This window comes from Thiomonas sp. FB-Cd, assembly GCF_000733775.1.
In the GTDB taxonomy this organism is placed as follows: Bacteria; Pseudomonadota; Gammaproteobacteria; order Burkholderiales; family Burkholderiaceae_C; genus Thiomonas_A.
Window position 1 is genome coordinate 214,592 of the sequence record NZ_JPOE01000005.1, and the last position, 26,937, is coordinate 241,528.

Annotated in this window: 22 protein-coding genes; 2 read left to right on the plus strand and 20 right to left on the minus strand. The window is 60.0% G+C overall.

Going from position 1 to position 26,937, the window contains the following annotated elements:
* Positions 1 to 21: 21 nt before the first annotated feature.
* The 5 genes from CD04_RS0114600 to CD04_RS25325 all read right to left on the minus strand — a co-directional run bounded on the left by CD04_RS0114600 (position 22) and on the right by CD04_RS25325 (position 4,776).
* Complete coding sequence (locus CD04_RS0114600) at positions 22 to 837, minus strand: ABC transporter ATP-binding protein (RefSeq protein ID WP_081858032.1); 816 nt, start codon at positions 835 to 837, stop codon at positions 22 to 24.
* Positions 830 to 2,173 carry an ABC transporter substrate-binding protein gene (locus tag CD04_RS0114605; protein WP_231480651.1) on the minus strand — a complete coding sequence of 448 codons (1,344 nt, stop codon included), beginning with the start codon at positions 2,171 to 2,173 and terminating at the stop codon, positions 830 to 832. The genes CD04_RS0114600 and CD04_RS0114605 overlap by 8 nt, the downstream gene beginning before the upstream one ends.
* Before the next feature lie 73 nt (positions 2,174 to 2,246).
* A complete protein-coding gene (locus tag CD04_RS0114610) occupies positions 2,247 to 3,437 on the minus strand; it encodes a porin (protein WP_031408038.1) in 1,191 nt (396 codons plus the stop codon).
* Positions 3,438 to 3,803: 366 nt separating this feature from the next.
* Positions 3,804 to 4,397 carry a LysR substrate-binding domain-containing protein gene (locus CD04_RS22045; protein ID WP_369792842.1) on the minus strand — a complete coding sequence of 198 codons (594 nt, stop codon included), beginning with the start codon at positions 4,395 to 4,397 and terminating at the stop codon, positions 3,804 to 3,806.
* Positions 4,357 to 4,776, minus strand: coding sequence for a LysR family transcriptional regulator (locus tag CD04_RS25325; protein ID WP_369792843.1), 420 nt, complete (start codon positions 4,774 to 4,776; stop codon positions 4,357 to 4,359). The genes CD04_RS22045 and CD04_RS25325 overlap by 41 nt, the downstream gene beginning before the upstream one ends.
* Before the next feature lie 20 nt (positions 4,777 to 4,796).
* On the opposite strand from CD04_RS25325, the gene CD04_RS0114620 reads away from it, so the two are divergent.
* Both CD04_RS0114620 and CD04_RS0114625 read left to right on the plus strand, forming a co-directional pair.
* Complete coding sequence (locus CD04_RS0114620; protein ID WP_031408040.1) at positions 4,797 to 5,150, plus strand: protocatechuate 4,5-dioxygenase subunit alpha; 354 nt, start codon at positions 4,797 to 4,799, stop codon at positions 5,148 to 5,150.
* A gap of 4 nt (positions 5,151 to 5,154) precedes the next feature.
* A complete protein-coding gene (locus CD04_RS0114625; protein ID WP_031408042.1) occupies positions 5,155 to 6,003 on the plus strand; it encodes a class III extradiol dioxygenase family protein in 849 nt (282 codons plus the stop codon).
* A gap of 68 nt (positions 6,004 to 6,071) precedes the next feature.
* Here CD04_RS0114625 and CD04_RS0114630 read toward each other — a convergent pair whose 3' ends face one another.
* The 15 genes from CD04_RS0114630 to CD04_RS0114700 all read right to left on the minus strand — a co-directional run bounded on the left by CD04_RS0114630 (position 6,072) and on the right by CD04_RS0114700 (position 26,931).
* On the minus strand, positions 6,072 to 7,067 hold the full coding sequence (locus CD04_RS0114630) for an aldo/keto reductase (protein WP_031408044.1): 996 nt from the start codon (positions 7,065 to 7,067) through the stop codon (positions 6,072 to 6,074).
* Positions 7,068 to 7,150: 83 nt separating this feature from the next.
* The gene (locus CD04_RS0114635) at positions 7,151 to 8,113 is read right to left on the minus strand and encodes a Gfo/Idh/MocA family oxidoreductase (protein WP_031408046.1); all 963 of its coding nucleotides are present in this window, start codon (positions 8,111 to 8,113) and stop codon (positions 7,151 to 7,153) included.
* Entirely contained in the window at positions 8,114 to 8,968 is an 855-nt protein-coding gene (locus tag CD04_RS0114640; protein WP_031408048.1) for a class III extradiol dioxygenase subunit beta, read from the minus strand.
* The gene (gene ligA / locus CD04_RS0114645; protein ID WP_031408049.1) at positions 8,968 to 9,369 is read right to left on the minus strand and encodes a protocatechuate 4,5-dioxygenase subunit alpha; all 402 of its coding nucleotides are present in this window, start codon (positions 9,367 to 9,369) and stop codon (positions 8,968 to 8,970) included. Before ligA ends, CD04_RS0114640 begins: the two co-directional genes overlap by 1 nt.
* Before the next feature lie 11 nt (positions 9,370 to 9,380).
* Complete coding sequence (locus CD04_RS0114650; protein WP_031408051.1) at positions 9,381 to 10,295, minus strand: amidohydrolase family protein; 915 nt, start codon at positions 10,293 to 10,295, stop codon at positions 9,381 to 9,383.
* The gene (locus CD04_RS0114655; RefSeq protein WP_031408053.1) at positions 10,292 to 11,245 is read right to left on the minus strand and encodes an NAD(P)-dependent oxidoreductase; all 954 of its coding nucleotides are present in this window, start codon (positions 11,243 to 11,245) and stop codon (positions 10,292 to 10,294) included. Before CD04_RS0114655 ends, CD04_RS0114650 begins: the two co-directional genes overlap by 4 nt.
* Before the next feature lie 2 nt (positions 11,246 to 11,247).
* A complete protein-coding gene (gene ligK / locus CD04_RS0114660; RefSeq protein ID WP_031408055.1) occupies positions 11,248 to 11,943 on the minus strand; it encodes a 4-carboxy-4-hydroxy-2-oxoadipate aldolase/oxaloacetate decarboxylase in 696 nt (231 codons plus the stop codon).
* A 9-nt stretch (positions 11,944 to 11,952) separates the two neighbouring features.
* The gene (locus tag CD04_RS0114665; protein ID WP_031408057.1) at positions 11,953 to 12,978 is read right to left on the minus strand and encodes an amidohydrolase family protein; all 1,026 of its coding nucleotides are present in this window, start codon (positions 12,976 to 12,978) and stop codon (positions 11,953 to 11,955) included.
* Positions 12,979 to 13,213: 235 nt separating this feature from the next.
* A complete protein-coding gene (locus CD04_RS0114670; RefSeq protein ID WP_031408059.1) occupies positions 13,214 to 14,323 on the minus strand; it encodes a 4-oxalomesaconate tautomerase in 1,110 nt (369 codons plus the stop codon).
* Between the two features lie 87 nt (positions 14,324 to 14,410).
* Positions 14,411 to 15,355, minus strand: coding sequence for a LysR family transcriptional regulator (locus CD04_RS0114675; protein ID WP_031408061.1), 945 nt, complete (start codon positions 15,353 to 15,355; stop codon positions 14,411 to 14,413).
* Positions 15,356 to 15,484: 129 nt separating this feature from the next.
* The gene (gene recD, locus CD04_RS0114680) at positions 15,485 to 17,455 is read right to left on the minus strand and encodes an exodeoxyribonuclease V subunit alpha (protein ID WP_231480652.1); all 1,971 of its coding nucleotides are present in this window, start codon (positions 17,453 to 17,455) and stop codon (positions 15,485 to 15,487) included.
* A complete protein-coding gene (gene recB, locus CD04_RS0114685) occupies positions 17,452 to 21,009 on the minus strand; it encodes an exodeoxyribonuclease V subunit beta (RefSeq protein WP_031408065.1) in 3,558 nt (1,185 codons plus the stop codon). The genes recD and recB overlap by 4 nt, the downstream gene beginning before the upstream one ends.
* The gene (gene recC, locus CD04_RS0114690; protein WP_031408066.1) at positions 20,999 to 24,478 is read right to left on the minus strand and encodes an exodeoxyribonuclease V subunit gamma; all 3,480 of its coding nucleotides are present in this window, start codon (positions 24,476 to 24,478) and stop codon (positions 20,999 to 21,001) included. The genes recB and recC overlap by 11 nt, the downstream gene beginning before the upstream one ends.
* Before the next feature lie 694 nt (positions 24,479 to 25,172).
* On the minus strand, positions 25,173 to 25,592 hold the full coding sequence (arsC, locus tag CD04_RS0114695; protein ID WP_031408067.1) for an arsenate reductase (glutaredoxin): 420 nt from the start codon (positions 25,590 to 25,592) through the stop codon (positions 25,173 to 25,175).
* Positions 25,593 to 25,623: 31 nt separating this feature from the next.
* Positions 25,624 to 26,931 (minus strand): arsenic transporter, encoded by a 1,308-nt coding sequence (locus tag CD04_RS0114700; RefSeq protein WP_031408069.1) that lies wholly within the window; start codon positions 26,929 to 26,931, stop codon positions 25,624 to 25,626.
* Between the last annotated feature and the right edge of the window lie 6 nt (positions 26,932 to 26,937).

Below are 26,937 nucleotides of genomic sequence, written 5' to 3' on the forward strand. Positions count from 1 at the left end.
AGGCCTTGACAGACAGCAGGGTCATACCGAAACGCTCCCGAGGTAAGCCTCGATCACCGCGGGATCCTTCATGACCGCAAGCGGATCACCATCGGCGATGATGCGACCTGATTCCATACACACAAGGCGCTGAACGACCTGCAGCAGGACATGGACAATATGCTCGATCCACACGACGGTGATGCCCCGCGCCAGAATTTCCCGAATAATGCCCACGAGCTCAAGCGCCTCCGCATCCGTGAGGCCACCGCCAATCTCGTCCAAGAGCAGGATTTGCGGATCGGTCGCAAGAGCGCGCGCCATCTCAAGGCGTTTGCGATCCAACAAGCCCAACGTGTCAGCGCGTCGATTCGCCACTTGAAGCATTCCACAAAGCTCCAGCGAGTCCAGGCATAAAGCCTGCGCGTCCGGGCCAGACCTCCGACCTCCAACAGCTGCTGCAACGTGCAGGTTCTCGAAGACCGTCATTCCCCCGAATGGACGAGGCACCTGATGCGAGCGAGCGATGCCAAGCCGGCATCGCTCGGCAGCCCCCAGGTTTGTCACGTCGTTTCCGTCATATTCCACTGTTCCACCGCTGGGTGGATAGGCGCCTGACAGCACGTTGAACAAGGTGGTCTTCCCGGCGCCGTTAGGCCCAACGATGCCGATCGCCTCACCACGCGTGATTGCCAAGTCAACGCCTTCAAGGACCACGAGCGAGCCGAACGCCTTTGAAACACCCCTGGCACCGAGTATTGGCGCGCCGCTTGCCACCTTGGTAACCGGCGCGCCTGCCGTCGAAATCCCCGTTTCGGTTACATCCGACTCCGAGCAGGCCAATTCGAGATCATGCATAGGGAAGAAGTTTGGCCTGAATGACGACCCTCGGGTCATCCGCATGCTCCACGGTTGGAAATGTCAGCTTGAAGCGACTGCCCGGCTTGGACTTGACCCACTGGGAACCGATGATCGGCGCGGTTGCCACGTTTGGCACCGGGCCCTTCGGGAAATTGATGCGGCCAACGGTTGTGACAACATCCAACACACTCAGCGCTTTGGCCACTGCCGCTTTGTCCTTCGGATCTGCGCTGCTTTTCAAAGCGGCAAATCCCGCGTCAATCAGCGCCAGTGATGCCCCGATTTGCTGAGTCCACTGCTTCCCTGTCGCCTTTTCGTAGGCGTCGGCGAGGGCCCGTCCACCCAACCCCACGACCGGCGAGACATATGGAAACGCCGGCGACCAATAGGCACCCGACGCCACACGATAGCCAAGCGCCCCTAGCGCTTCGATGTCCGAAGGAAACAGCCCAAACTTCGCCGGCATCACGATCTTGAGCCGGTGCGTGAGCCCTTGTTGTGCTGCCTGCCTGAGAAACACAATGAAATCGTTCGGCAGCGGTGCGCCCGTGATGATCTGCACTCCACTGGACTTGAATCGTGCGATCTGTGAAGAATAATCGGTCGTACCGTCCTGGTAAGCGCCCGGGTCAATGACCGTAAAGCCAGCCTTCGTGAGTTCCGGGATCAAATGCGCGCGCAGCGCATTTCCATCGGCATCATTGGGATAGAGAACGCCAACCTTTTTATTGGTCGGAATCAAATTCCACGTTGCCACATACATCTTGGCGAACTGTTCCGTGCCAAAGGAAAAATGGTATGTCCAATGAAACGGCGAAGGTTGTCCGGGCTTGCCGCCCCGCCCAAAATACCACGACTCCCAGGGGTCAACCGTCGAGAGACATGGCATGCCCGATGCCTCGCAGGCATCCGCCACCGGATTGACAACCTCCGGCGTCGAGGTCGTCAACATCAGATCGATCTTGTGGTTATTGATCAGATCCTTGGCCAACTGCGTCGCCCGCGAAGGATCCGACTGGGTATCGCGACCCAGGATTTCCAATGCGTAGGATTTGCCCCCGATCTCGATCCTTCCATTCGTCTTTTTCCGAACCAGATCAAGAACAAATGGATCCGTTTCGCCGAACCCCGCAAGCGGGCCCGTGAGAGGACTGATAAAACCAACTTTCAGGGTCCCGGCAGTGCCACCTGGTGCCGATTGGGCAGCCTCGGCCGTCTTGGCAAAAGCAGGCAGCAAGACGCCCCCAAGGCCAACTCCAGCGGCCGTAACAAATTCGCGCCGCGACAGGTCACTGGTCGGTGCTGCGTCTTGAATCAATGTCTTGTCTTTCAATTGTGATCTCCTAGCTTCGATGTTCATCGAAAAGGCCACCATCATCGATGGCCCGAAGCGGCGCTTCCACCCATCAGAAGGCGTGCCGAATCCCCAACGCAATGCCGCTTGAGCTCTGCCCGCCCTGCATTCCCGTACCCACGACCGTTGTGTCACCAACGTACTGGTCCACGTTGCTGTCGTTGCTGATATGCGCGTAAGAAGCGTAAAGGTTGGTCTGCTTGGACATTGGATAGTTGTACCCCACGGCATATTGACGCGCGGTCGAATTGATCAGATTCGAATCCTTGTGCTGACCAATCGATGCGAGGATCGAACCTGGGCCTGCAGGAATCGTCGCGCCAATCCACCACACCTTGAAATGAGGCGTCTGCGAGCCGTCCGACATCGTGCCACCGTCGCCAAATTTCTCGTCGGCGTAGTAGGCCGTGATATTGGCGACCCCCAGGTTGTATCCCCCGAACAGTTGGAGGACCTTGTTCGTAAAGTAACCGTCCGAAGATGGGACGATGGAGCGAGTCGTCGCGTCCAGCATAAGAGCCGCATCAGGAATCGGACCACCGGAACTGAAGTTGTGGTGCAGGTATGCAATTCCAGCCATGACCGGACCATTGCGGTAGTTCAGGCTTGCGTTGTAGAACTGGCCGTTCGACGCGCCACTTGACTGCGCCCCCAGCGCGTACAGGAGCGTGCCTTGCAACCCGGACATGGTCGGAGTCTGGTATTGCATGGCTTGCGATACATACACGTAGATCGGAAAGGCTGGATCAAGATTGAACATGCCTCCCGTCAATCCCGCACCAAAGGGATCCGCGACGAGTGCATTAATAAACGAGGGCGTTGCCAATCGACCCAGGGACAATTTCCCAAAATCGCCGCTCAGGCCCACCATGGTTTCGCGCCCCATGAACTGACCACCGGTACAGTAATCAGAATTGGCTTGGTATTGTGCACCTTGATTTGCACCGGAATAGACATTATTGCCGCGCAGAAATGTTCCATTGCCGTTGCCGCAGAATCCAGTTTCTGCCTGGAAAAATGCGGAGAGGCCGCCACCAAGATCTTCATTGCCCTTGACGCCTATCAGATCGGGAACCTGAATGCCCGAGCCCAAGCGATTGACACTGGTGTTATCAAAGCTCAAATGCTCGATGCCGGCGTCAATGATGCCGTACAGCTGAACATTGGAGCCGGCTCCCCCTGCGAAAGCCGGTGTGAGTGCCATGCTGAGAGCCGCTGCCAAAACGATGCGCTTTTTATTCACTCCGTATCTCCTCAATTGATCTGAAATAATCAGGGGCATCTTCCCCCGTGACGGCTTGACTCGCCGCCTTGTCAAGTATGTCAAGAAGTAATCAATGGTTGCGCTGCGTCCTGCACGAACGTCGAATGACCGCCAGCTTTCAGCGCGCTGCGCGGACCACCCTAATGGCCTTGCGAATGCCGCCAGTTAGGCCACGTGCAGTGCGAATTGTGGTTGGAATCATGAGTTTCTCGTAGGGTCCTCATGCGCTATCAGTTATTCCATCCCGATATGAGTGCTAACCCCTATGGTTGAAGGCACCATATCCTGACGCGCGGGTCATCCCGCGGCACCACCAAGAACGCAAACTGCGAATCTCAACCGGGGTCAGGGCACGGGATGAATGGATCGCGCGATGCCCAGGAGTTTGGCGCGCAGCCAGCCATGCACGGGGTCGTATCGATGCCGCATGTGCCAAATCATGTACATGGGCATCGGTGGTATGCAGATGGGCAATGGAACGCTATCAAAGCCGCGTAGTTGGCCGCGCTGCAGCAAGCTCGGTGCCGTTGCCAAACGAGCGGTACCTTGAATAAACGACGCAATGCCTGAAAAGGCCGGCACAAACGCCACAACCGTACGGTCATAGCCGCCTTCCATTAGGGCTTTGTCGACTTCCAACCCCCTCTGATCTTCGTAAAGCACGGTGACATGCTCACCCCGGAGGTAGTCCTCAATGGTGTTGGGCGGACTGCGTCTGCTTCGATCGAAGAATATGCGGTAGGTGTCGTCAAAGAGCCGCTGTTGCAGAATGTCGCCTCCCTCAGGCGGTCGAGGCGAAATGACCAAGTCACAGCGCTGCTCACGCAACATCTTCAGGCTCGGCACGTCAGAAGCAATCACGCGCATACACACGCCCTGCGAATCCGCACGAAGCCGCTCAAGCAAGGGGGGGTAACAAAAGATCACGCTGCATATCATTCGCAGCGATGGTGAAGGTCTTTCTCAGTGCGCTCGCATGGAATTCGGTCACTTTTGCAAAGCGCTCGAGTTGACTGAGCAGCACCCGCGCCTGCTCCACGAGGCCTTCTGCGCGTGCGGTTGGAACGATTCCACGCCCGGATTTGACAAACAGGGGATCCCCCACGATCGCGCGAAGCTTCTCAATCTGGTGACTCACCGCTGACTGCGAAACGTTGAGACGTTCGGCCGCACTGGAAATGGAACCTGTTTCCATCACGGCAACGAAGAGTTGGAGCAGGCTCCCATCCAAACGCAAATGATCGATTCCGCTCATATGTCGATTAACGTTCAGGGGGTTTTTCGTCTGATCGCCTTGATCGATACTTTGAACCATCATTGGTGAACCAAGGATCGAAAATGGAGAAACGTGATGGCATCCCGGCGATTGAGGGGACGACGATCTTTGATGGGTCTCAGGCACGCAAGGGATATGCACTCAACAAGATGTGCTTTTCCTTCAACTCCGCAAAGAACCGAGCCGCATTTTTGATCGATGAACATGCGTACTGCCGCAAATACGAACTGACCTCCGCGCAGGAGCTCGCCATTCGAACCCGCAACGTTCTCGACCTTATTGACGCAGGCGGAAATATTTACTATCTCGCGAAATTCGCAGGTATTTTCGGGCTGGATGTCCAGGATCTTGGTGCGCAACAAACGGGAATGAGCAAGGCTGCGTTCAAAGCCAAACTTGTCGAGGCCGGGAGATAAAATCATGGCAAAAATTATTGGATGCATCAACACATCGCACGTTCCCGCGATCGGCCGCGCACTTGCAATGCATCAAGAGCAGACTGATTACTGGAAGCCATTTTTCGACGGATTTCCACCGATCCGGGAATGGCTCTCTGCCGCTCGACCTGATATCGCTGTGATGATCTATAACGATCATGGATTAAATTTCTTTCTTGACAAAATGCCGACGTTTTCCGTCGGCGCAGCCTCCGTCTATCAAAACTCCGACGAAGGATGGGGGATCCCCACTTTGCCACCCTTTGCTGGAAACCTCGATCTGTCTTGGCACTTGATCGAAAGCCTCGTTGATGCCGAATTCGATATCACCAGTTGTCAGGAAATGCTGGTCGACCATGCGTTCACACTGCCGATGAAACTCTTGTGGCCGGACGCACCAATTGGCTCCTGGCCGGTCACCACAGTGCCCGTTTGCGTCAACACTGTGCAGCATCCACTCCCCAGCCCTAAGCGCTGCGCTGACCTGGGTCGAGCTATCGGGGAGGCCATTCGCAGTTGGGAAACGGATTGCCGTGTGGTCATCATTGGTAGCGGTGGTCTTTCCCATCAACTCGACGGCCAACGTGCGGGGTTCATCAACAAGCGCTTTGACCTCGAGTTCATGGAGAGCCTGGCTTGCGATCCGTCATGGGCGACGCGGTTCTCAATTCACGATCTTGTGGAACTCAGCGGAACGCAGGGCGTGGAACTCCTGACCTGGCTTGCTGCACGCTCGGCGCTGGGCAATCAGGCACGGCTCGTGCATTCGAACTACCACATCCCGATTTCCAATACGGCCGCCGGGACGATCGCATTTGCAGAGCCATGCTGACCGCCGCCGAACACATTCATGACCGTGTGCTTGCGCCGCGCATCGCTTTTCGCCATGGGGTATCCCCCTTACCGATCAGCAAATTCTTCGGAGTCGATCTCGGCCTGATTGGCGGCGCTATAGCGCGCACCAGAGACATTATGACGGTTGATCAAGGTGTCCAGACGCGTCATCACGTCGTCATTCAGTCGCAATTGCAAAGCCCCCATGTTGTCACGCAGATGGTTCAGGCGTGTTGTCCCGGGGATTGCAATGATGGAAGCGTCCTTCTCCAGCAACCACGCCAATGCCAACTGCGCTGGAGAGCAACCCAGTTCTTGGGCAAGTGCGACGTACGCCCCGAGCAATTGGAGGTTCTGCGCGTAATGCGTGGGCTCGAAGCGCGGCATCGCGCGACGGATGTCCTTGGCTTGAAGATCTGTCGTGGTACGCAACTCGCCTCCAAGAAAACCGCGGCCCAACGGACTAAATGCGACGAACGCGATGCCGAGTTCACGGCAAGCCTTCAACACCTCGATTTCAGGGTTTCGAGTCCATAAGGAATACTCATTCTGCAAAGCAGCGATCGGATGCACGCTGTGTGCCTGACGCAAGGTCCGAGCGGACACCTCGGATAGCCCGATTGAGCGCACCTTACCCTCTCGAACCAGGTCTGCCAAAGCGCCAACGCTGTCTCCGATCGGCACCCGCTTATCCCATCGGTGCAGGTAATACAGGTCGATAACGTCCGTGCGCAAGCGTCGAAGACTGTCTTCACAATTTTGACGCAGCGCCTCCGGCCGACCGTCAATCACACGCACCCCGTCGACGCCCGCCATACCCCCCTTTGTCGCCAGTGTGAAGCGTGAGCGATGCGGCGCCAGCACCCGTCCGATTAGATCTTCATTCGCACCAAATCCATAGAGTGCGGCCGTATCGAAGAAATCAACCCCTAGATCAAGAGCTTCGCGTAACAGGCGTTCCGACGCTTTGGCATCCGGGGGAACGCCGTAGGCGTGGCTCAAATTCATGCACCCGAGCCCGATCGGCTTGATCTGAAATTTCCCGATTGAGCGCCTGCTCACGGGACGCGCATCAGCGTTATGAAGGCTTGAATCCATCCTCATGGCATCATCCTGGCCAGGTGGGGCTACACGCTCGCAGCCGCTCACTCCGCAGCAGCCAGCTGCTTTTCCAACTGATCAAGAATGCGATAGCAAGGCAGCACCGCACGCACACTGGCGTTGGGCTCTCGACCCTCGCGGATGGAAGCAAAAAACTCCCGATCCTGCAGCTCGATGCCATTCATCGACACATCCACCTGGGTGACGTCGATCTTGTTTTCCTTGCCATCGAACAGGTCGTCATAGCGCGCGACATAGGTGCCGTTGTCGCAGATATAGCGAAAGAACGTACCCAGGGGACCATCGTTATTGAACGACAAGGACAACGTGCAAATGGCGCCGGTGCTGCTTTTCAGCTGGATGCTCATATCCATGGCGATACCCAGTGTGGGATGAATCGGCCCCTGGACTGCGTGCGCCTGCACGATCTCACCACCGGTCTGATATGCGAAAAGATCAACCGTGTGAGCGGCGTGGTGCCAGAGCAGATGGTCGGTCCAGCTTCGGGCTTGACCGAGTGCGTTCATGTTCGTGCGGCGAAAAAAATAGGTCTGTACGTCCATTTGCTGCACCAGCAGCTCGCCGGCCGCAACTTTTCGATGCAGCCACTGGTGGCTTGGATTGAAGCGCCTCGTGTGGCCGACCATCGCAACGCGCCCAGTCTGCCGCTGCACTTCAAGGACTGCTTGCGCATCCACCAGCCTGTCCGCCAAGGGAATTTCAACCTCGACGTGCTTGCCCGCTTTCAAACAGGCTATGGCCTGCGCCGCGTGCATCTGGGTCGGCGTGCACAGGATGACGGCGTCAACCTCAGGCAGCGCAAGACTTTCATCCAGCGCGGTTGTGACGTGGTCGATGCCATATGTGTTGGCAACCTCGCGAGTCTTGTGCAGTTCGCGCCCAATCAGGGAGACCACTTCAACACCGTCGATGTTGCGAATGGCATCCAGATGCTTGATTCCAAATGCACCAGCGCCGGCAAGCGCCACCTTGATTGTCTTGCTCATTTAAGAATCCTCCAGAATCAGATGCCCCACGGCGGTGTTCGACGCCGGCACGTGGTAGAAGCGGTGAAGGACGCGGGGCGCCGGACCTCCGGCCACATCCCGCATGGCGCCGCGTGCGATCAGCCACATCACAAGCTCGATGCCCTCCGAGCCGGCTTCGCGCACGTACTCGATATGCGGCACCAGGGACAATGCCTCCGGATCGCTAACGAGCCGATCCAGGAAACGGTTGTCCCATTCCTTGTTGATCAAGCCGGCGCGCGGCCCCTGCAATTGGTGGCTCATGCCCCCGGTTCCCCAGATCTGCACATTGAGGTCAGCGTCGAACGACTCGACAGCGCGGCGGATCGCCTTCCCAAGTTGAAAGCAGCGCCGGCCCGACGGCACCGGGTACTGAACGACGTTCACGGCAAAGGGAATGACCGGGCACGGCCAAGCCGACGGCTGGCCGCACATCAGCGACAAGGGCACTGTCAGACCATGGTCAACATCCATCCGGTTGACGATGGTGAGATCGAAGTCATCCTGAATCACCGACTGAGCAATGTGCGAAGCAAGCTCCGGGTGGCCAATGACCACTGGAACCGGTCGCGGCCCCCAGCCTTCATCGGCCGGATTGAACTGCTCCGCCGTACCAATGGCAAAAGTCGGAATCATCTCCAGACTGAACGCCGACGCATGGTCGTTGTAGACGAGAAAGATCACATCCGGCCGGTTTTCCTTCATCCATTGCTTGGAAAACTCATAGCCCTTGAAGACCGGCTGCCAGTAGGGATCCGCAGTCTTGCCGAGGTCAATGGCAGCGCCGATTGCGGGGACGTGCGACGTAAAGACGCTTGCGGTAATCCTGGCCATCACGTTGACTCCACTTTCTTCTCGCCGACGTAGCGGTTGCCTTCGATTGGCCGCCCTCCCCTTAGCATCATGGCGCGGTACTCCTCCTCACTCATGCCGGTCATGCTGCCCGCCATTTGTTGGAACGACTTGCCATCGGTGGCACCGATCTTGGCGAGGAAATAGATGTTCCCGCCCAGCGCGATACAACGATTCAGGTCGCGCGCCATCACCGCCTGCTTCTGCTCCTCGGTCATGGGCCAAGCGTCGAGATAGGCACGCTCGTCCGCTTTGAATCGGGTGCGGTTCTCTGCCTTCATCAGCGACATGCAAAACTGATTCAGGTGGTAGCCCTTGCGCGACATGTCCGCGTCGAAAATCGTCGTGCCGGGAACGTCCTTGTACGGTTTGTTCAGTGCCATGGTGCAAGACTTCAGGTCTCCTCGGGCCAGTAAAGACGCATTGGATTGTCAACCAGAAGCCGCCGCTGCAGGTCGGACGTGGTTGCAATGCGCGGGATAAAATCAACCAGCAGTCCGTCGTCCGGCATATGGCTCTTCAGGTTCGGATGAGGCCAATCGGTTCCCCACAGAACACGGTCAGGAAACGTTTCGACGATACGCCTGGCAAACGGGACAACGTCCCGATAAGCATGGCGCTCGCCATTCAACGCCGCAGGACCTGAGACGGACAGCCGCTCTGGACAGCTGACCTTCGACCATACATTCGGATACTCACGCATGAATTGGACGAACGCCTCGAACTCCGGCCCGTCCACCGGCTTGGTCACGTCGGGGCGACCCATGTGATCGACAACCACAGTCGTCGGCAAAGCGGTAAAAAAATCCAAAAGCTCCCGGAGATCGACTGATTCGAAGTAAACCACAACGTGCCAGCCAAGCGGTGCGATGCGCCCCGCAATCTCCATCAACTCGTCTTTGGGCGTGAAATCCACCAGACGCTTGACAAAATTGAATCGCACCCCTCGAACCCCAGCGGCGTGCATGGCGTGCAGTGCCGCATCTGTCACGGCTCGCTTGAGGGTTGCCACTCCTCGCGCCTTGCCACCCGAGTGCACGAGGGCATCAATCATCGCCCGGTTGTCGGCGCCATGACAGGTCGCCTGCACGACGACGTTGCGCGCAAATCCCAAATGGTCACGCAACGCGAAAAGCTGCTGCTTCGATGCATCGCAAGGCGTGTACTTGCGCTCGGGTGCATAAGGGAATTGCGCACCCGGACCGAAGACATGGCAATGCGCGTCAACACTGCCAGAGGGAAGTTGAAAAAGGGGTTTCGACGGATCCTGATACCAGTCCAGCCAACCAGGCGATTTCTCGAAACTCATGTGGCAGGGTCCTTGTCTTTTCGCTTGCCGTCCAAGTTTTCCAGAATGCGATCCGCTTCGCTGCGCCAGTCTGCGCTGCGCGCAAATTGCCCGGTGCCCCGCGCGCCGAACACGCCCCGATCGGCGAGGTCTGCTACCCAAGACTGACGCTCGGCGGTGCCGCGAGCCGACCAGGGCTCCAAGCCGATGTCTTGAACCGTCTGCGCGGCCTCATGCATCTCCTCGCTTCGACGTCGCCCGTGCTCGATGACGCGTTGAAAGAAATAGGCGCCCTGCTTTTCCCAGTCGATGCCCGGAAAGGTCTCGGCCAGCGACGCAAGAACCTGGTCTTCGACGCCGTAGGCGCGCGCCGAAGTAAAGCTCTCAATGACCATAGCCTCCAGTCCCTTGATCATGATGCTGCGGCACATCTTGGTAGCCGACGCGACGCCAAGCACCTCAGAGGCGAACTTGGGTTGAAAACCCAGCGCCTGAAGCTTTGGCTCAAGCGCCTTGGCGTGCGGGCCGCCGAGCAAGAGCGGCACGGCGATGCGATAGGGCGGCACTGAGGTCATGACTGCGCCTTCGACATACAGGGCACCGGACTCATGAAGGGCGCTGGCCGCGCATTTTTTGGCCGCTGGCGATGCCGAGTTGAAGTCAAGGAACCAGGTTTGGGGTCGGATCGAACCAGCGCACGCTTGAGCCACCGCGACCGTCTGCCTCGCCGTGACCGCGGAGATGACCAAATCAACCGCGCGCGCCAACTCCGCGGAGGACTGAGCCCAATGAACGCCAAACTTTTCGGCATGCGCGAGGAGCGGCCGCTCATCGCATGTACCAAGCTTCAAGTCATACGCGACGATATGCGCGACACCTTGGGCACGCAAGTCCTCAGCCAAAATCCGGCCGACTTCTCCATAGCCGACCAAGCCGATCCGCCACTGCAAGGGATTGACTGCTTCGCTCATTTTCAATCGATGTACCTCAGTCCGAGCTTGTCCAGCGCCGCCCGCATGTTGTACATATCGAGACCGAGCACGCCAGCCGCAAGCTTTTGCCGCTTCTCGCCTTCATTCGCCTCGCGTGCGGCAGCGGCCTCGGCCACCATTGCCACAATTGCCATCGGCACAACGACAACGCCGTCATCATCAGCCACGATCACATCACCGGGATTGACCAAGGCACCGGCGCAAACCACGGCAACGTTGACGGCACCGAGAGTGGCCTTGATGGTGCCTTTGGCGCTGATGTAACGACTCCAGACCGGAAACTGCATTGCAGTCAGATCCCTGACATCACGCACCCCGGCGTCGATGACCAGACCTTTCGCCCCACGCGCCCGGAACGACGTCGCCAGAAGGTCACCGAAATAGCCATCGCTGCACTCAGCACTCACTGCCCCGACAACGACATCGCCTGGTTGAATCTGCTCGGCGACCACATGCATCATCCAGTTGTCCCCAGGATGCAGCAGCACGGTCACGGCGGGCCCACAAAGGCGTGCCCCCTGATAGATCGGCCGCATATACGGCTTCATCAACCCGACACGACCCATCGCTTCGTGCACGGTGGCTGATCCGAAGCCTTCCAACTTCGCGACGGCATCCCTGTCCGGGCGCACGATGTTGCGTTTGACGACGCCCAAATTGTTTAGCGGTAATGGCATAGTCTCCCCTCACATACCCTTTGCCTTGAGGGCCGCATCCAAGCGTGCATATACGCGCCTCGCATTTCCCTCGTAAATCTTCTCGCGCTGCTCCGGATTAATGGAGGCCGCCTCGATATACCTCTTTGTGTCATCATAATGATAACCCGTTTCCGGGTCGATGCCACGCACCGCACCGATCATTTCCGAGGCAAACAAAATATTGTCAATCGGAATGACCCGGCTCAGGAGATCAATACCAGGCTGATGATAGACGCAGGTGTCGAAAAAAATATTATTGAGCAGATGATCGCCAAGCAAGGGCTTTTTGAGCTCCTGCGCCAGACCGCGAAACCTCCCCCAGTGATAAGGAACGGCGCCGCCACCGTGCGGAATGACCAATTTCAAGCTTGGAAAATCATGGAACAGGTCGCCCGTCAGACATTGCATGAACGCCGTCGTATCGGCGTTGAGATAATGCGCTCCGGTTGTGTGGAAACAGGCATTGCAACTTGTACTGACGTGAATCATGGCAGGAATGTCATATTCCACCATCTTTTCATAAATTGGGTACCACCAGCGGTCGGTCAATGGCGGCTCCTTCCAAAAGCCGCCCGAAGGATCCGGATTCAGATTAATACCCACAAAACCGTAGTCGCGCACGCACTTCTCAAGCTCGGGAATTGAAGTACGTGGGTCGACTCCAGGCGACTGCGGGAGCATCGCTGCACCAATGAAATTGTCGGGGAAGAGCTGCGAGACACGCCAGCACAACTCGTTGCAGATCCCGGCCCATGTCGCGCTTGTGTTGAAATCCCCGATATGGTGCGCCATGAAACTGGCGCGCGGCGAAAAAATCGTCAGATCGCTGCCGCGCGCCTTCATCAATCTGAGCTGATTGTTCTCGATACTTTCACGCAGTTCATCGTCGCTAATCTTAAGATCCGACACCTTCGGCCCAAGCGCAGGAGTTTTCAGGTTATCGATTTGTCGCTTGCGCCAGTCTTCCAGGGACTTCGGCGCCGTTGTGTAATGGCCATGACAATCAATGATCACGATAAAATCCTTCCTTGAGCGCTATCGGTGGAACGTTGGATCATTACCCGACTAGACCGATCCAATTCGCGGATTGCAACGAGAAAATCCGGCACCATAAGGTCAGAAGACTGAATTTTGCCCTCGACTGACACTGACGGATCAAAATTGATCGAGATTAGGTTTCGATGAGTTGGATACCTTGCGATAGGCCACGCATTATTCGATGGAATGGATCTGCAATCATGCTGACGCCTCAACGTTTCCAGACCGCCTCCGGCACCATCACCTCGCCACGCATGATCAACCGGGCAGTGCGAAGCAGTGCCGCGCGCATGACATTCTGGGAATCTTGGGGGTCAATCTCCAGCTCAACGCTGAATTCCCCACTGGGGTGTTCCACAGAAACGGTTTTTGGACTTCCATCGGGTATGCGTGCAATGCCTTCGGTCACGGTTCCCCGTAACACGCAGGCGGTGGCCACCGTGACCGCAGCAAGAACGCCGATCGCCTCGTGACAGACGTGTGGAATGAAGCAGCGCGTGGCGATATTCCCGCCGTCCCTCGCGGGAGCAATCAGGCACATCTTGGGATAGGTCTTGGCAGCCACGTCACCCAGACCCATGAGTTCCCCGCATTTCAGCCGCAGGGCCTCGATCTTCGATTTGAGCTCGCTGTCGGCGTTGAGCTCCGTGACGGTTTCATAGCCGCTGCGTCCCAGATCTTGGGCACGCATCAGCACCATGGGCATGCCGTTGTCAATACAGGTCACACTCACCTTCAAGTCCCCGAAACCTGGATCACTGATGGTCAACGTGTCCAGAACCCGTCCGGTTGGCAATAAGCTGGAACAGACCGAACCTGCCGTGTCGAGAAAATTGATCGTGATGGGGGCCGCCATCCCCGGCACGCCGTCAATCCGGGCGTTTCCCTCATACGTGATGTGCCCGCCAGGAGTTTGCACGGTCACATCGCACTGCATCCCCGTGTTCCGCGTGAGCACCCGAAACGTGCTGACATCCCCACGCGCCTGAAGAAGACCCGTCTCCAAGGCGAACGGCACAACTGCTGCCAACATGTTGCCGCAATTTGGCGTCGTATCGACCACTGGCTTGTCAACCATGACCTGTGCGAAGAGAAAATCCAAGTCGACCCCCGGTTCACGACCGAGTCGGACGATTCCAACTTTGCTTGTCAACGGATGGGCACCACCAAGGCCGTCAATCTCGCGCCTGTCGGGTGAGCCCATTGCTGCCAGCAAAACCCGATCGCGACTCAAAATATCCGCAGGGAGGTCACCCTCGTTGAAAAACGGCCCACGAGACGTACCGCCGCGCATGAAGAGGCATGGGATTGGAGTTTGCATGGTGTGAGGTGACTCCACAGGTTGGAGTACGCCCATTATGGCAACGCTGCCGGCACCATCCAAGCGGGGCAGCTGCGCTAGCAGCTATCACGAATTGATATGGTTGCCACCGCTGACCTGCGTACGGATCAAATCAGCAAGCATGCGCATCGTGTGGCGCATCAGGGGGGTCGTTGGCTTGTGTGCTGACGACGCGAGGAAAAGCCGGCTAAAGATCTGTGGCCTCACGATGCGGCTGGTACGAAATGCCATCGGCAGCCCCGACGTCAGAACCGCTCCTTGCGTCAAGATCGCGTGGCCGTGCCCCCGCCGAACGAGATCAAGAATCGACTGGACGCCTGAGACCTCCCAGGCAACTTGCAATTTGATTCCGGCAAGGGCAGCCTGCGCTTCGATCATCTTGCGAATCGCATGGGTCCGCTCGGGGATCACAAGTGGGTACTGCGGTAAATTTTCGAACAACACGGAAGCGTTCGCATCCGTTTCTGCTGCCGAGCGGTGATCAATGGAGTCGACGCCCGATGGGCTTACGAGGCATAAAGCCTCGTCCAAAACTGGCTGAACTTCGATCGCCTCTTGGGCCTCAGGATTCAGGACAAGGCCAATATCCACGCGGCCGGTTGCAATCCACTCCGTAATGTGCGTCGAGAGTCCTTCAACGATCGCCAACTTGGCCTTGGGTAGCGATTCCCTGAACCCATCAACCAGCGGTAGCGTCAGAAGCCGTCCCATACTGGGGGGAAGTGCGATGACAATGCGCCCCATAGGCTCATCGCGAGTGGCCTCAAGATCTTCACGCGCCAGCGAAATCAGCTGCAGGATTCCCACACTGTGTTCGAACAGTCGCTTTCCCGCCTCCGTTAAAACCACGCCTCGGCCTGTGCGTTGCAACAAAACGGTACGCAGATCCGTTTCCAGCAAGCGCACTTGACGGCTGAGGGCCGGCTGGGCGATATCGAGAATTCGTGCCGCCTTGCTGAAGCTTCCAAGTTCGGCAACGCGAACAAAGTATTCAAGCTGTTTCAGATTCATCGCTCTATTGGATCACTTCGAGCGTTTCACGCATGGCGCGAACACATCGAGCCGCTCCCGCCGTGAACGGGAGATGTCCACTTCGCCGAACGCGGCGAAGTGGCGCTTACAAAAAGACGAACGCACAGGTCAACGGCCCGAAGGACCGCCAATCCGATCCAGCAAGCCGCTGCTGCGTTTGGTCATCCTCGAGATACCATCAGACAGTGCTTCAGGGCGCTCGGTCAAGAGCGTAAAAGCGGCGCGCGCCCTTGTAATTCCCGTGTAGATCAACTCGCGCACAATGCCGCCACCAGCTGGAAGGGCAAGGACTGTATGTTCGAACTCGGATCCTTGCGCCTTGTGTACGGTCAGAGCAAACGCCGTTTCCACGTGTGCCAAGCGACTGACGCTAATCGAGTGCACGCCACCGGCGCTGGCGAAATACACACGCAACCCTGCCTGCCCCGCACCGCTGCGCAGGACGATGCCGATATCGCCGTTAAATATGCCAAGATGACGGTCATTACGCGTCACGATCACCGGCCGCCCCTCATACCATTCGGCCTGCGCCGCAATGAGCCCCCTTGCTCTGAGCCCCACCTCGATCGCGCGGTTGAGTTCCTCAACGCCCCAAGGCCCATGCCTGACCGCACAAAGCACACGGAAGCGGTCGAAGGCCTGCAATACACCCAGCGCCCATGCATTGCGTTCGTGTTCCGTCGCCGCGCCGACCCGCACGAGCGCAAGGTAGTCGGTGAAACCATTGCCGCTCGCGCCTTCGCGGCCACCGAGCGCCAACGCTACGACCATATCCGGTTCGGCTCTTGGCACCCATTGCAGCGCGCCGGGCATGCCGAGAATCTCGGTCGCAGCCACTGCATCGCCGGCGTTGACGGCTAAAGCGAGTCGCCCGATGTCGCCGCTGAATCGCCGACTTTTCCGGAGCATGACTACCTGCTGAGCAAGATCCGATCCGTCCGGGTCAATCAGACTCGCAGGCAACGCCATCCCACACGCGAGCCGGATCGCTTCTGCGGTCTCGCTCCTGTAATGTCCACGTTGTGCGCCCGCACAGAGGTCTCCGAGAACTGCCCCCGCCTCAACGCTGGCGAGCTGGTCCTTGTCACCGAGAAGGATCACCCGGGCCTGTCCAGGCACGGCATCGAGCAAGTCTGCCATCATTTCCAGATGAACCATCGATGCCTCGTCCACGATCAACACGTCGACGTCCAGAGGGTTGCCGGCGTGGTAACTCAGCTTTCGCGTGTCCGGACGCGATCCTAACAATGCATGCAAGGTGCGCGCCGGCGGAACATGCGCTGCCAGAGCAGCAAGCGGCGTGCTCTCGCCGAGCTGCCCGACGACCTCGGCCATCGATTGATCGATTGACTGCTTCAAGCGCGCCGCAGCCTTGCCGGTCGGTGCGGCAAGCGCCACGCGCACCCGTGCCGGGTCATCCGCCACCGCGAACAGCACGGCCAGAAGTCGTGCCGCGGTAAAGGTCTTCCCCGTGCCGGGCCCGCCCGTGATGACGCTAAAACCTGCGCGCAACGCAAAGGCGCAGGCAACCTTCTGCCAATCCAGTCCGGACTCGGGCGAGTCGGGGAACAGGCGATCCAGCCAAGGCCGCACCAAAGTCGGATCAATCTCGCAGGGAAGCGTCGTGCGACAGCGCACCTGCGATGCCACACGACGTTCGAAATTCCAATACCGACGCAAGTACAGGTAGGCGCTGTCAAGCACAAGGGGCTGGCCTGCATCTGAGCCCTCCCCCACCACGTAAACGGCCTCACAGGCACGGAGTCCCGCCAGCAACGCGTCCCGCGCTGTGGCATCCAGACCGCGCAGCTCACGCACCAGTTCCGCGGACAAACCGAACTCGCCCGCTGCTGCAGGCGGCCACTCACTGAGGTCTAGACAGCTATGCCCGCGTCCCTCCAGCTGCGCGAGGACGGCTGCGGCCAGAAGCGCGGGCGCATCAACGCTCGGCGCAAGGTTCGCAATGAATCGCGCAAAGGCTACGTCAAGGCGACGCAGCCATCCTGCCTCAGCCCATCGTCGGAGCAAAACCAACAGCTCGCCCTGGGTACGACCCGCCACTGCCAAATGCTCGCTCAAGGGCTCACCTCATCGGATTGTGACAACGCGGCTTCGAGCCGCTCGAGCAGCTCCAGGTTGGCTGGCATGACGAAACATCCCGACGCGGGGCCGCGGATGCCACGGATGAACAGATTCATGGCGCCGCCAAGCTGGCGGACCGGGTCGTAGCTGGCACCCAGACGAGCCCTCAACAGGCGGTGTAACGCCGACAAATACAGCATGGCCTGGACGTCGTAGCGATGTGCGGCGACTGCGTTCGTGATTGCCTCTGCCGTGTAATCGGCGTCGCCTGCGCCGAGCGCGTTGGACTTGTAGTCGAGCACCCACCAGCGGCCTTCCCACTCGAACACAAGATCGGCGAAACCCATCACCAGGCCCTGCAGCGCTCGCTCGGTCAGCGGCGCACGCTGGCGCCCCGGCAGCAAGCGCTCACCGCAGATGGCGTCGATGGCAGCCGCACGGGCCCCGGCAACTGGAAACCAGAATTCCATCTCGGGCAGAAGGCTGTTGAGCTGTGCAAGCGACGCCCCCAACTCCGGCAGGGGCGTCACCACCAACTCCTCGAACCATACGCAAATCTGCTCTGCCCGGTTACCCCACCCCAGTCGGTCACTGCGCTGCGCCAGACGATCGCGCAGGGCACGATTACCCTTGAGCCCGAAACCCTGCGTGGCGAGCCAGGCTAGCTGATCGTGCAGGAACTTACCGGCGAACGCACCCCGCGGAAATTCATGTCGTGGCGCATCCCGCGTTGGCTGGATAGCCAACTCCTGCACCTCGTCTTCGAGATTTTGCAAAGCAGCGCGCCGCTCGCCAGGCCAGGCACCGAGACCGCGAACCAGCGCCGTGAAGCTGCTGATCGACCAGTCACGCTCGAAGCGCCCGGTGTACATCGGCGGCTCGCGTAGTGCGGTGGCGGGCGCCGACGGAACAAGGCGCGTGAACCCGCACTGTACGTCCGCAACTTCGAGACACGTCGCTGGCAGCGCCCCAAATGCGTCGCGCACAAGTGCAGGTATGGCCTCGGCTGCCTGTTCCTGGTTGCCGCCCAGCAAATAGCCCAAGGCACTTTTGTGCAACGAGCACGACCGCGCATTGCGCACGCTAACCGCTGCAACGCCCAGCCACAGGGCATGGCGCGCGCGCGTCAGGGCGACATAAAGCAGCCGAAGGTCCTCCTGCAGACGCGCGACGTCATCAACCGCGCCTGGCCCATCATCATCGGCTTCGCGAAAATTGCACGCGAAGGGCAAATACACGACCGGGTACTCCAGCCCTTTAGCCTTGTGGATGGTGACGATCTTGACAAGATCCGCTTCGCTTTCGAGTCGCACCTGTTGCTCCTCGAGTGCGCCCACCTTGCCTTTGACAGCTTCAGCCATCCAGCGCACGAGTGCCTGCTCGCCCTCAACCAATGAGCTGGCCTCTTGGAGAATCTCAGCGAGGTGCAGCATGTTGGTCAGCCGTCGCTCGCCGCCCTCGCTCCGAAGCCAGCGCGCGGGCAGGTCAAGGCGGTGCAAACTCTGTCGCAGCATGGCAAGAACGCCCTGCCGCTGCCAAACGCCTTGAAGTTCCAGAAGCAGCTCGCTTCGCTCCTCAAATGCGCGGTCGTCTGTTGCCAAGGCAGCCATTTCGGCCAGGCTCAGCTCCAGACTTGGCGATGCAAAGGCTGCGCGTGCGAGGCGACCGTCGCGCGGCTGCCCCACTGCGCGCAACCAACGCAGAAGGTCAGCCGCCTCGGCGCTGGCCAATACCGAATCGCGATCCGACAGATATACGGATGCAACGCCTCGGCGGCTGAGAGACCGACGCACCGCATCAGCCTCGATCTTGCCGCGCACCAAAACCGCAATATCGGCCGCCTGCAACCGGGCGAGCGTTCCGTCACCGTGCACGAAACCACAGTCGGGTGCATTCAGCATGCGCACCATATGCTCGGCGCAGAGCTCGGCAAAGCGCGTGCGCACGCTCGTCATCGAGGCGAGTTCGGCTGCATACACCACGTGCATGGCAGGAGCCGCTCCGGCTGCGGTCACAAGCGCTTCGCTCCGACCACGAGCCCGCACTGCGACGAAGGGAACGGGGTCATCGCGCGCGTCGCGAAACTGGAAGGCGCCAGGCCCCTCGCGCGTCTCAGCCCGCTCGAAGAGGCAATTGACCGCATCGACGACTGCGGCCGTCGAGCGGAAATTCATCGCAAGCGCGTAGTGCCTGCCCGTGGTCGCGTGCCTGGCCTGGATGTAGCTCTGGATATCCGCGCCGCGGAAGGCATAAATCGATTGCTTGGGATCGCCAATGAGGAGAATTGCCGCGCTCGCGTCATTGGCTGCGATGTCGTAGACACGATCGAACAGGCTGAATTGCCGAGTCGACGTATCCTGGAATTCATCGATCATGACCACAGGATATTGTTTACGAATGCGCCGCCTCAGGTTGTCACCTCGGGCGCCTGCCAACGCAAGGTCGAGACGCTCCTGCATGTCTTCGAACCCGTAAGTGCGCGCCGCATCCTTGAGCTCGCGCAAGCGCCGCTGCACGAGCCCGGCAGCGGCACGACCCAGTTCGACGCTGACGTCGGGAGCCGCGGCCAATGCGGTAGCCAGATCCCGAAACGCCTCGAATTCATGCGGAATCGCGACTGCTTCGCCCTTCTTGAGTGCAGCGCGCAGCCCTTCGCAATTGAGCCGGTCCCAGGCCCGGTTCGGCAAATCCAGTGCAATCTCCCCGACACCGATAACCCAGGCGTCGATGGCGTCAAACCACGCACTGACCTTGGTCGCGTCCACCATGTTGGCTTTGAAGCAAGAGCCCATTGGCGGCAGGCGCTCAAGCAGCCAGCGGCGCAGCAATGGGGAGCGCTGTGCCCATTGCGCCTTGACCGGTGCCATGGCATCCTGACTTGCAGCCATGGCCCGCGCCCACACAGCCCCAAGTGCACATCCCACGGCGTCTCCGGCACGCCCGCGAATACTTGCCTTGAATACCTCGAGATTGGGCCAGACAGCAAGAATACCGGCAAGTGTCGCACCGTCCAACGGATAGGTCTCCTTCCGCCACACATCGCGCACGGCCTGCTCGAACAATTCACTTTCGTCTGCGATGAGTTCGACATCAAACAGGCTTTCGCTGTCAAACGCATGCTCGCGAAGCATGCGCTGGCACCAAGCGTCGATCGTGAATACGGCTGCTGTGTCCATTGCATCGGCGGCTGCTTCCAGCTTCCAAGCAGCTTGTATGCGCGCGCCGTCCGAAGCATATTGGGCGAGAAGATCCCGAAGAAATGTATCGTCGGAATCCGGCTCGCGCTTGCCGCGAAAGCACGCCGCGGCGGCGGCCAGGCGCACGCGGATGCGCTCCGACAACTCCTTGGTTGCCGCGCGCGTAAAAGTCATGACCAAGATCTGATCCGGTCCGAGCGGTTCGGCAAACGCCTCGCCCGAAGCACCATGCCCGAGCACCAGGCGTACATACAGCGCTCCGATGGTCCATGTCTTGCCCGTGCCAGCACTGGCCTCAATCAGTCGGCTTCCCCACAGGGGCAAGCGCAAGGGGTCGAGCAGCTCACTTGCCATCGGCGTTGCCCTCTTCGTCGCCGGCCAGCCCGGTGTGCTCGAGGATGCCTGCGCGCTCCGCGGCCCATTCGCTTATCGGTGCAAAGAGTAACTCGGCGTAATGGGCGAAACGCCCATCAGCACGCAGGGCATCGAAGTCGGGGAAGATACGCGCAAGGCTAGGGTCCTCGCGATCGCAAAATGGCGCCCCATAGCCGCCTTCGTACGTGCGCTGCGGACCGTGCCCTTCGACTTCGGCGAGCGCCGTGCGCGCAGCCCAGGGCAACGGCTGTTCCATGCCGGCGCGCCAAGTCTCGAGAATCTGGCCAAAGCGCTGGTACGCCTGCTCGCGCGCCAGCGAAGGCAGTTCGAGCACGACGTCTCGCCCGACAAGATAGCCGGTGAACGCGACCCCGCAATTGGTGGCCGCGAGCATTCGCAGCCACGGTTCGATCAATCTCTCGCTAACAACGCATCGGTCGCCTTCGGATCCCTTGCACAGCTCCGAAGCTGTCATACCGATCCACACCGGACCACGCGCAGCCCCACGCAGCCCGACGAGCCAGTCATCGAACACGATACCGTCATGCTCGAACCGCAGCGGAACTTTCGGCGACTCCGTGGCGTAGCGCAACGCAAGCTGGCGCCAACTCTGCAGCATGGGCAGTGCGTCTGTGGCCAACTCCTGCGCGATCAATTCCCCGGCCCCGGCCATGGGCAGACGCCCGCTGCCGATGACGCGCTTCATGCGCCGCGCAATGACATGGCGCGGGTCCTGGGTCAAAGTCATGGGCGGGTCTGACAAGATTTCCTGCAGCAACGAATGCCGCTGCAGGCCGTCGAGCTTGAACATCTCCTCATCTTCCACCGCTTCGTCGTCAACATCGAAGGACACGTCGAGCCGTGCCCGAAAGAAGGCCTTCACCGGATTACGCAAAAATGCGGCAAGTTGCGAGACTCCCACCGCCACACCCGTGTCGTCAAACACAGGCATCGTCGCCGGCTCACGCGCTGGGTCGTGCCGATACGCTGCTCGCCATTCCCTCGCCCACGTATTGAGCGGCCCTCCTTCGAAGTAGCGGCGGCTGAATGGCTGAAGCGGATGCACAGTCGTGATCTGCTGCAACAGCAACTCACCGGATGGATCCGCCTGGACTCCGGCTTCTGCGGCCCAACCCGCTGCGAGGTAGTCGCGCAGTTGCCCCACCAGCACCGAGGGTGGAAGGTCGCTGTTGTCGCGCGGACTACGTCCGCTCCAGCTGATTGACAGGGTGCGCCGCGCGGAAAGCAGCGCCTCGAGCATGAGGTAGCGGTCGTCGTCGCGGCGCGAACGATCTCCTGGACGGTACAGCCCCGGCAACGCCATCAGGTCGAAGTCACTGCGACTGCCGACGCGAGGATAGTCACCGTCATTCATGCCGAGCAGGCACACGACTTCAAAGGGAACCGATCGCAGCGGCAAGAGGCTGCAGAAAGTGACCCCGCCCGCAAGAAAACGCCCCGACTCGCCAGGCGCTTCGAGCCCTGCAAGCCAAGCCTCGCGGAACACCGCAAGCGGAATATCGCTGGAGAAACCCGCGCTCTCGCAGGCGTCGAGCCACCCGGACAGCGCGTCTTGCATCGCTGCCATCGTCAGGCGCTCGCGCTCGTCGGTGGGTTCCATCCAGTCTCGCAACAGATCGCGCGCTCGCTGAGCCCAGGCTGACGGTGCCACGGGCACCGCGGCAAGCGACCACCAATGCTCGAGCGCATCAAGGAAGCTCGCAAGTACGCCGACAAGGGTGGCGTCGAGCCCCCCAATCTCGTCGTAGGGTTCGATGTCCTTGAAACCGTCGGTGCTGCCGCTCGCATAGCCAAGCAGCATGCGACGAATGCCTGCCGTCCACGTATTTTGCTCGCCGCAGGCCCCGAGACCGAGGCTGCCGCGCTGGCGCGCATCGAGACCCCACCGGACTCCGGCGCCGTGAATCCACTGCGCCATGCGGGGTTTGTCAGCCTCATCCAGGCCAAAGCGTGCTGCAATCGCCGGCACGTCGAACAGATCGCGTACCTCGCTACTGGTCATGCGGCGGGCCGACACGTCAAGGATCCATTCAAGCGCCAGCATGAGTGGATTGCTCCCGCGCTGCGTCAGGTCGGAAATGTCAAATGGGATATAGCGAGCATCGCTTCTGGGGTATTGCCCAAAGACCGCCCGGATTGACGGCGCGAAGACGTCAATATCGGGCACCATAACCACGATGTCACGCGGCCGCAGTGGTGGCGTCGCGCCGAGCATCGTCAGCAACTGATCGTGCAGAATCTCGACCTCACGTTGCGCACTATGCGCGATGTTGAACACGATCGAGCGGTCGGCCTCCGGTACTGCAGCATGCGCGCTGGCCTGCGCCCTGGGGTGCTCGTCGAGCGGCAGCAAATCCCGGATCGCAGCCTGCAGCTGCTCGAGCAGGCTGTGCCCTGGTGTCAGATCGAACAGGTCGGTGCGCGGCAATGCAAAGCGCCGGCGTGAACTCTCGGCATCATCGAAGGCATCGAGCTGGCGCATGAAGTCCCGTCCCTGACGGCCCCATGCGGCCAAAAGGGGGTGGGCATGGGCGTGCATGTCCTGCAGCGGGACAGCAGCCAGGTCGAGCCCGCCACGCATCGCATGACGGCGCGCTGCAGCGTGCAGAAGCTCGCGCCCGTCGATGATGTCGGCCCAGTGGTAGCGGGAGGGATTCGGAACGGCGATGATGACCTGGGCATGCCTGGACAACTCGGCAAGAACATCGAGGGTCACGCCAGGAACGGTCGCGGCGCCGAACAGGGTGACCCGGCGCGGCAGGGGCGCAGCGAAACCGCTGCCCGTCTTCAGACGCTCGATCGCTTCGCGGTGCACCACGGGTCGCACCGCAGCTCGCTGCTCGGTATCGAGTTCGGCAACCAGAGCGCGCCAAAGCCGGGCCTGCCATAACTCCTGTGCAGGCAGGGGCCGCCTGAGGCCATGGGCATCGACGGTGACCTCAATGCCACGCTCCCAACAATCGAGCCAGTCGGCCCGGTAGATCTGGTACTGATCAAACAGATCAGCCAGATGCTGCGCAAGTTGCAGCAGCCGCTCTGGGCTTTCGTCCCGCAGGTAGGCCCTGATCGGCTCGAAACCGGGCCCCTCCACAAGATCCGGAAGCAAACGCATCAGGCGCCAGGTCAGGGGACTTTTGTCGAGCGCAGACTGCCCCGGGAGCCGGTCGCGACCCAGGATCTGCCGATAAAGACGCCACAAAAAGCGCGCCGGCAATTCAATGCTGCTTGCGGCGCAGATCCCGGTGGCCAACGCCTGCGTGGCCTTGAACCACTCGCCGGCCCCGTTGCTTTGCACCAGGACAACTTCCTCCTCTAACGGTTGCAGCGGCCATTTGGCCAGGCATTGCAGGACGAGGTCGTGCAGCATTTCAAGGCGGTTGCCATGAAGCACGATCAATCCGGATGGAATTTCGTTGGTCTTATTCACTTGGTGCGAGAAAGTCGTGCGCAGAAGAACGTGGGCCGGGCCAATCCTAGGGTATCGATGCGGAATGCGCGTGCGCATTTGGCGCGAAGCAGGGACCTACGGGGTGACCGAGCGCCGATTCCTCCCCAAGCGGCCGTCGCGCAGGGCTCGCGCGCCAAACATCAGCAACCGACCGCAAGTGGCATGGTGCGTCCTTACCGATCAAGGCCCAGTGTCAAAGACTCGCGGCAGTCATTATGCTGGGCGCGATGTGCCGAGTTGCGAGCGCTGCCTCGCCAAGCCATGCGTGTTTCAGGTGTCTTGTGCTTACAAGACCATGAGACCTTCCCACGCAGGCACATCGAGGGCACATCCCGCGCGCGGCCCCCTCCTCCTCGAGCGCGCATGGGCACGGTACGCGCCAGCATGCGGGGTGCAGTGAGGTCATCAATCCAGCCAATCAGTGCGCCCAAGCTTGCCGAGCATCGATGTGCGACCAAACCCTGCCGTTTCACAAGGCAGCCCGCTGATCGGGCGCATCGGTATGGCGACTTTCCGCGGTCATGTGCGCAATATGCGCATGCACAAGAGAGACACAGGAACTTGGGAGCATGAGCAACGGCACGAATCGAGCTGACGGCTGGCGAAGCCGCCCTCCCGCGCCGTTCGCCTCACAGGTCGATCGGAGCAACGAGCAGCCGACGCCCGACGGCTTTCAGCGCACGCGTCGGTTTTGCGCGTCGATCACGACGTCGCCATCTTCCTTGCGGAAGGGTCCCCGTTGCCGCTGCGGCAGGATGTCGAGCACGGCCTCGGAGGGGCGGCATAACCGCGTGCCATATTCGGTGACGACGATTGGCCTCTCGATCAAGATCGGATGGGCGAGCATGGCGTCGAGCAGGGCATCGTCGGACACGGTGGCATCATCCAGCCCAAGCTCATCATAGGGAGTGCCCTTGCGCCTCAGCAGCTGGCGCGGCGCCATATTCATGGCGCTCAGCAATGCAATCAGGGTGGCCCGATCAGGCGGAGATTTGATGTATTCAATAACGTCGGGCTCGACGCCAGCGTTGCGAATCAGCGCCAGGACATTTCTGGAGGTGCCGCAGGCGGGGTTGTGATACATGCGAATCATGACGTGCGAAGGGTTTGGTGGAATGAAGGCTTCACCCCAAGCGCAGGCGCAGCGCCAGAGCTGTGAGGGTCGCGAGCAAGACAGGCGTGGTCAATAGCAGGCCGACACGAAAGTAATAACCCCAACTGATGGTCATGCCCTTGCGTGCCAGCACGTGCAGCCACAGCAGCGTAGCCAGACTGCCGATGGGGGTGAATTTCGGCCCCAGGTCGCAGCCGATGACGTTCGCGTACACCATGGCCTCGCGCACGGGCCCGCTCACGCCCTGAGCTTGATGAATGCCCAAGGCTCCGATCAGCACCGTGGGCATATTGTTCATGACCGCTGAAAGCATCGCGCTGATGATGCCTGTTCCCAGCGCCGCTGCCATCACTCCGTGCTGCCCGACCGATTCCAGCGCATGCGCCAGCAGCAACGTGAGTCCAGCGTTGCGCAAGCCGTAGACCACCAGGTACATCCCCAGGCTGAACAGCACAATCTGCCAAGGCGCTCCCTTCACGATCTTCCACACGTCGATACGCGCACCCCGTCCGCTGCGCCACCAGCGCCCAGCCAGCGCCAGCATCAGGGCTGCAGCGATGCCCGTAACAAAAGACACCGGCACGGCGTAGGCGGCTGTGGCGAAATAGGCCACGAGCAGTAACCCGAGCACGGGGAAGGCCCAACGGAAGACCAGCGGATCCCTGATCGCGCTGCTTGGCGCATCGAGCAATGCGATCTCGTAGTGCCGAGGAATGTCGCGCCTGAAATAGACAGACAAAATCAGCAGGGTTGCCGCAAGCGCCACGGCGTCCACCGGCACCATCACGCTGGCGTAGCGGTCGAAGGGCAGCTGGAAATACCCGGCGCTGACTATATTGACCAAATTGGAAATCACCAGCGGCAATGAGGTGGTATCAGCGACAAACCCCGTCGCCATGACGAAGGCCAGCGCCGCCTTGGGCGAGAAGCCCAGCGCCAACAACATGGCCAACACGATGGGCGTGAGGATCAGCGCTGCGCCATCGTTGGCAAAGAAGGCCGCAATCACCGCGCCGAGCAGGACGATGAGGGGAAAGAGAAGCCGTCCGCGGCCCCCACCCCAGCGCGCCACGTGCAGTGCGGCCCAGTGGAAAAAACCAGCCTCATCGAGCAGCAAGGAAATGATGATGAGTCCAACGAAGGTGAACGTGGCATCCCACACGATGTGCCACACCACCGGAATGTCGTTCCACTGAATGACACCTGCAGCCAGTGCCACGGCCGCACCGCCGAGTGCACTCCAGCCGATGCCCAGACCACGGGGTTGCCAGATGACGAATACAAGGGTGGCGATGAAAATCAGGAGTGCAAGGAGCATGCGTTG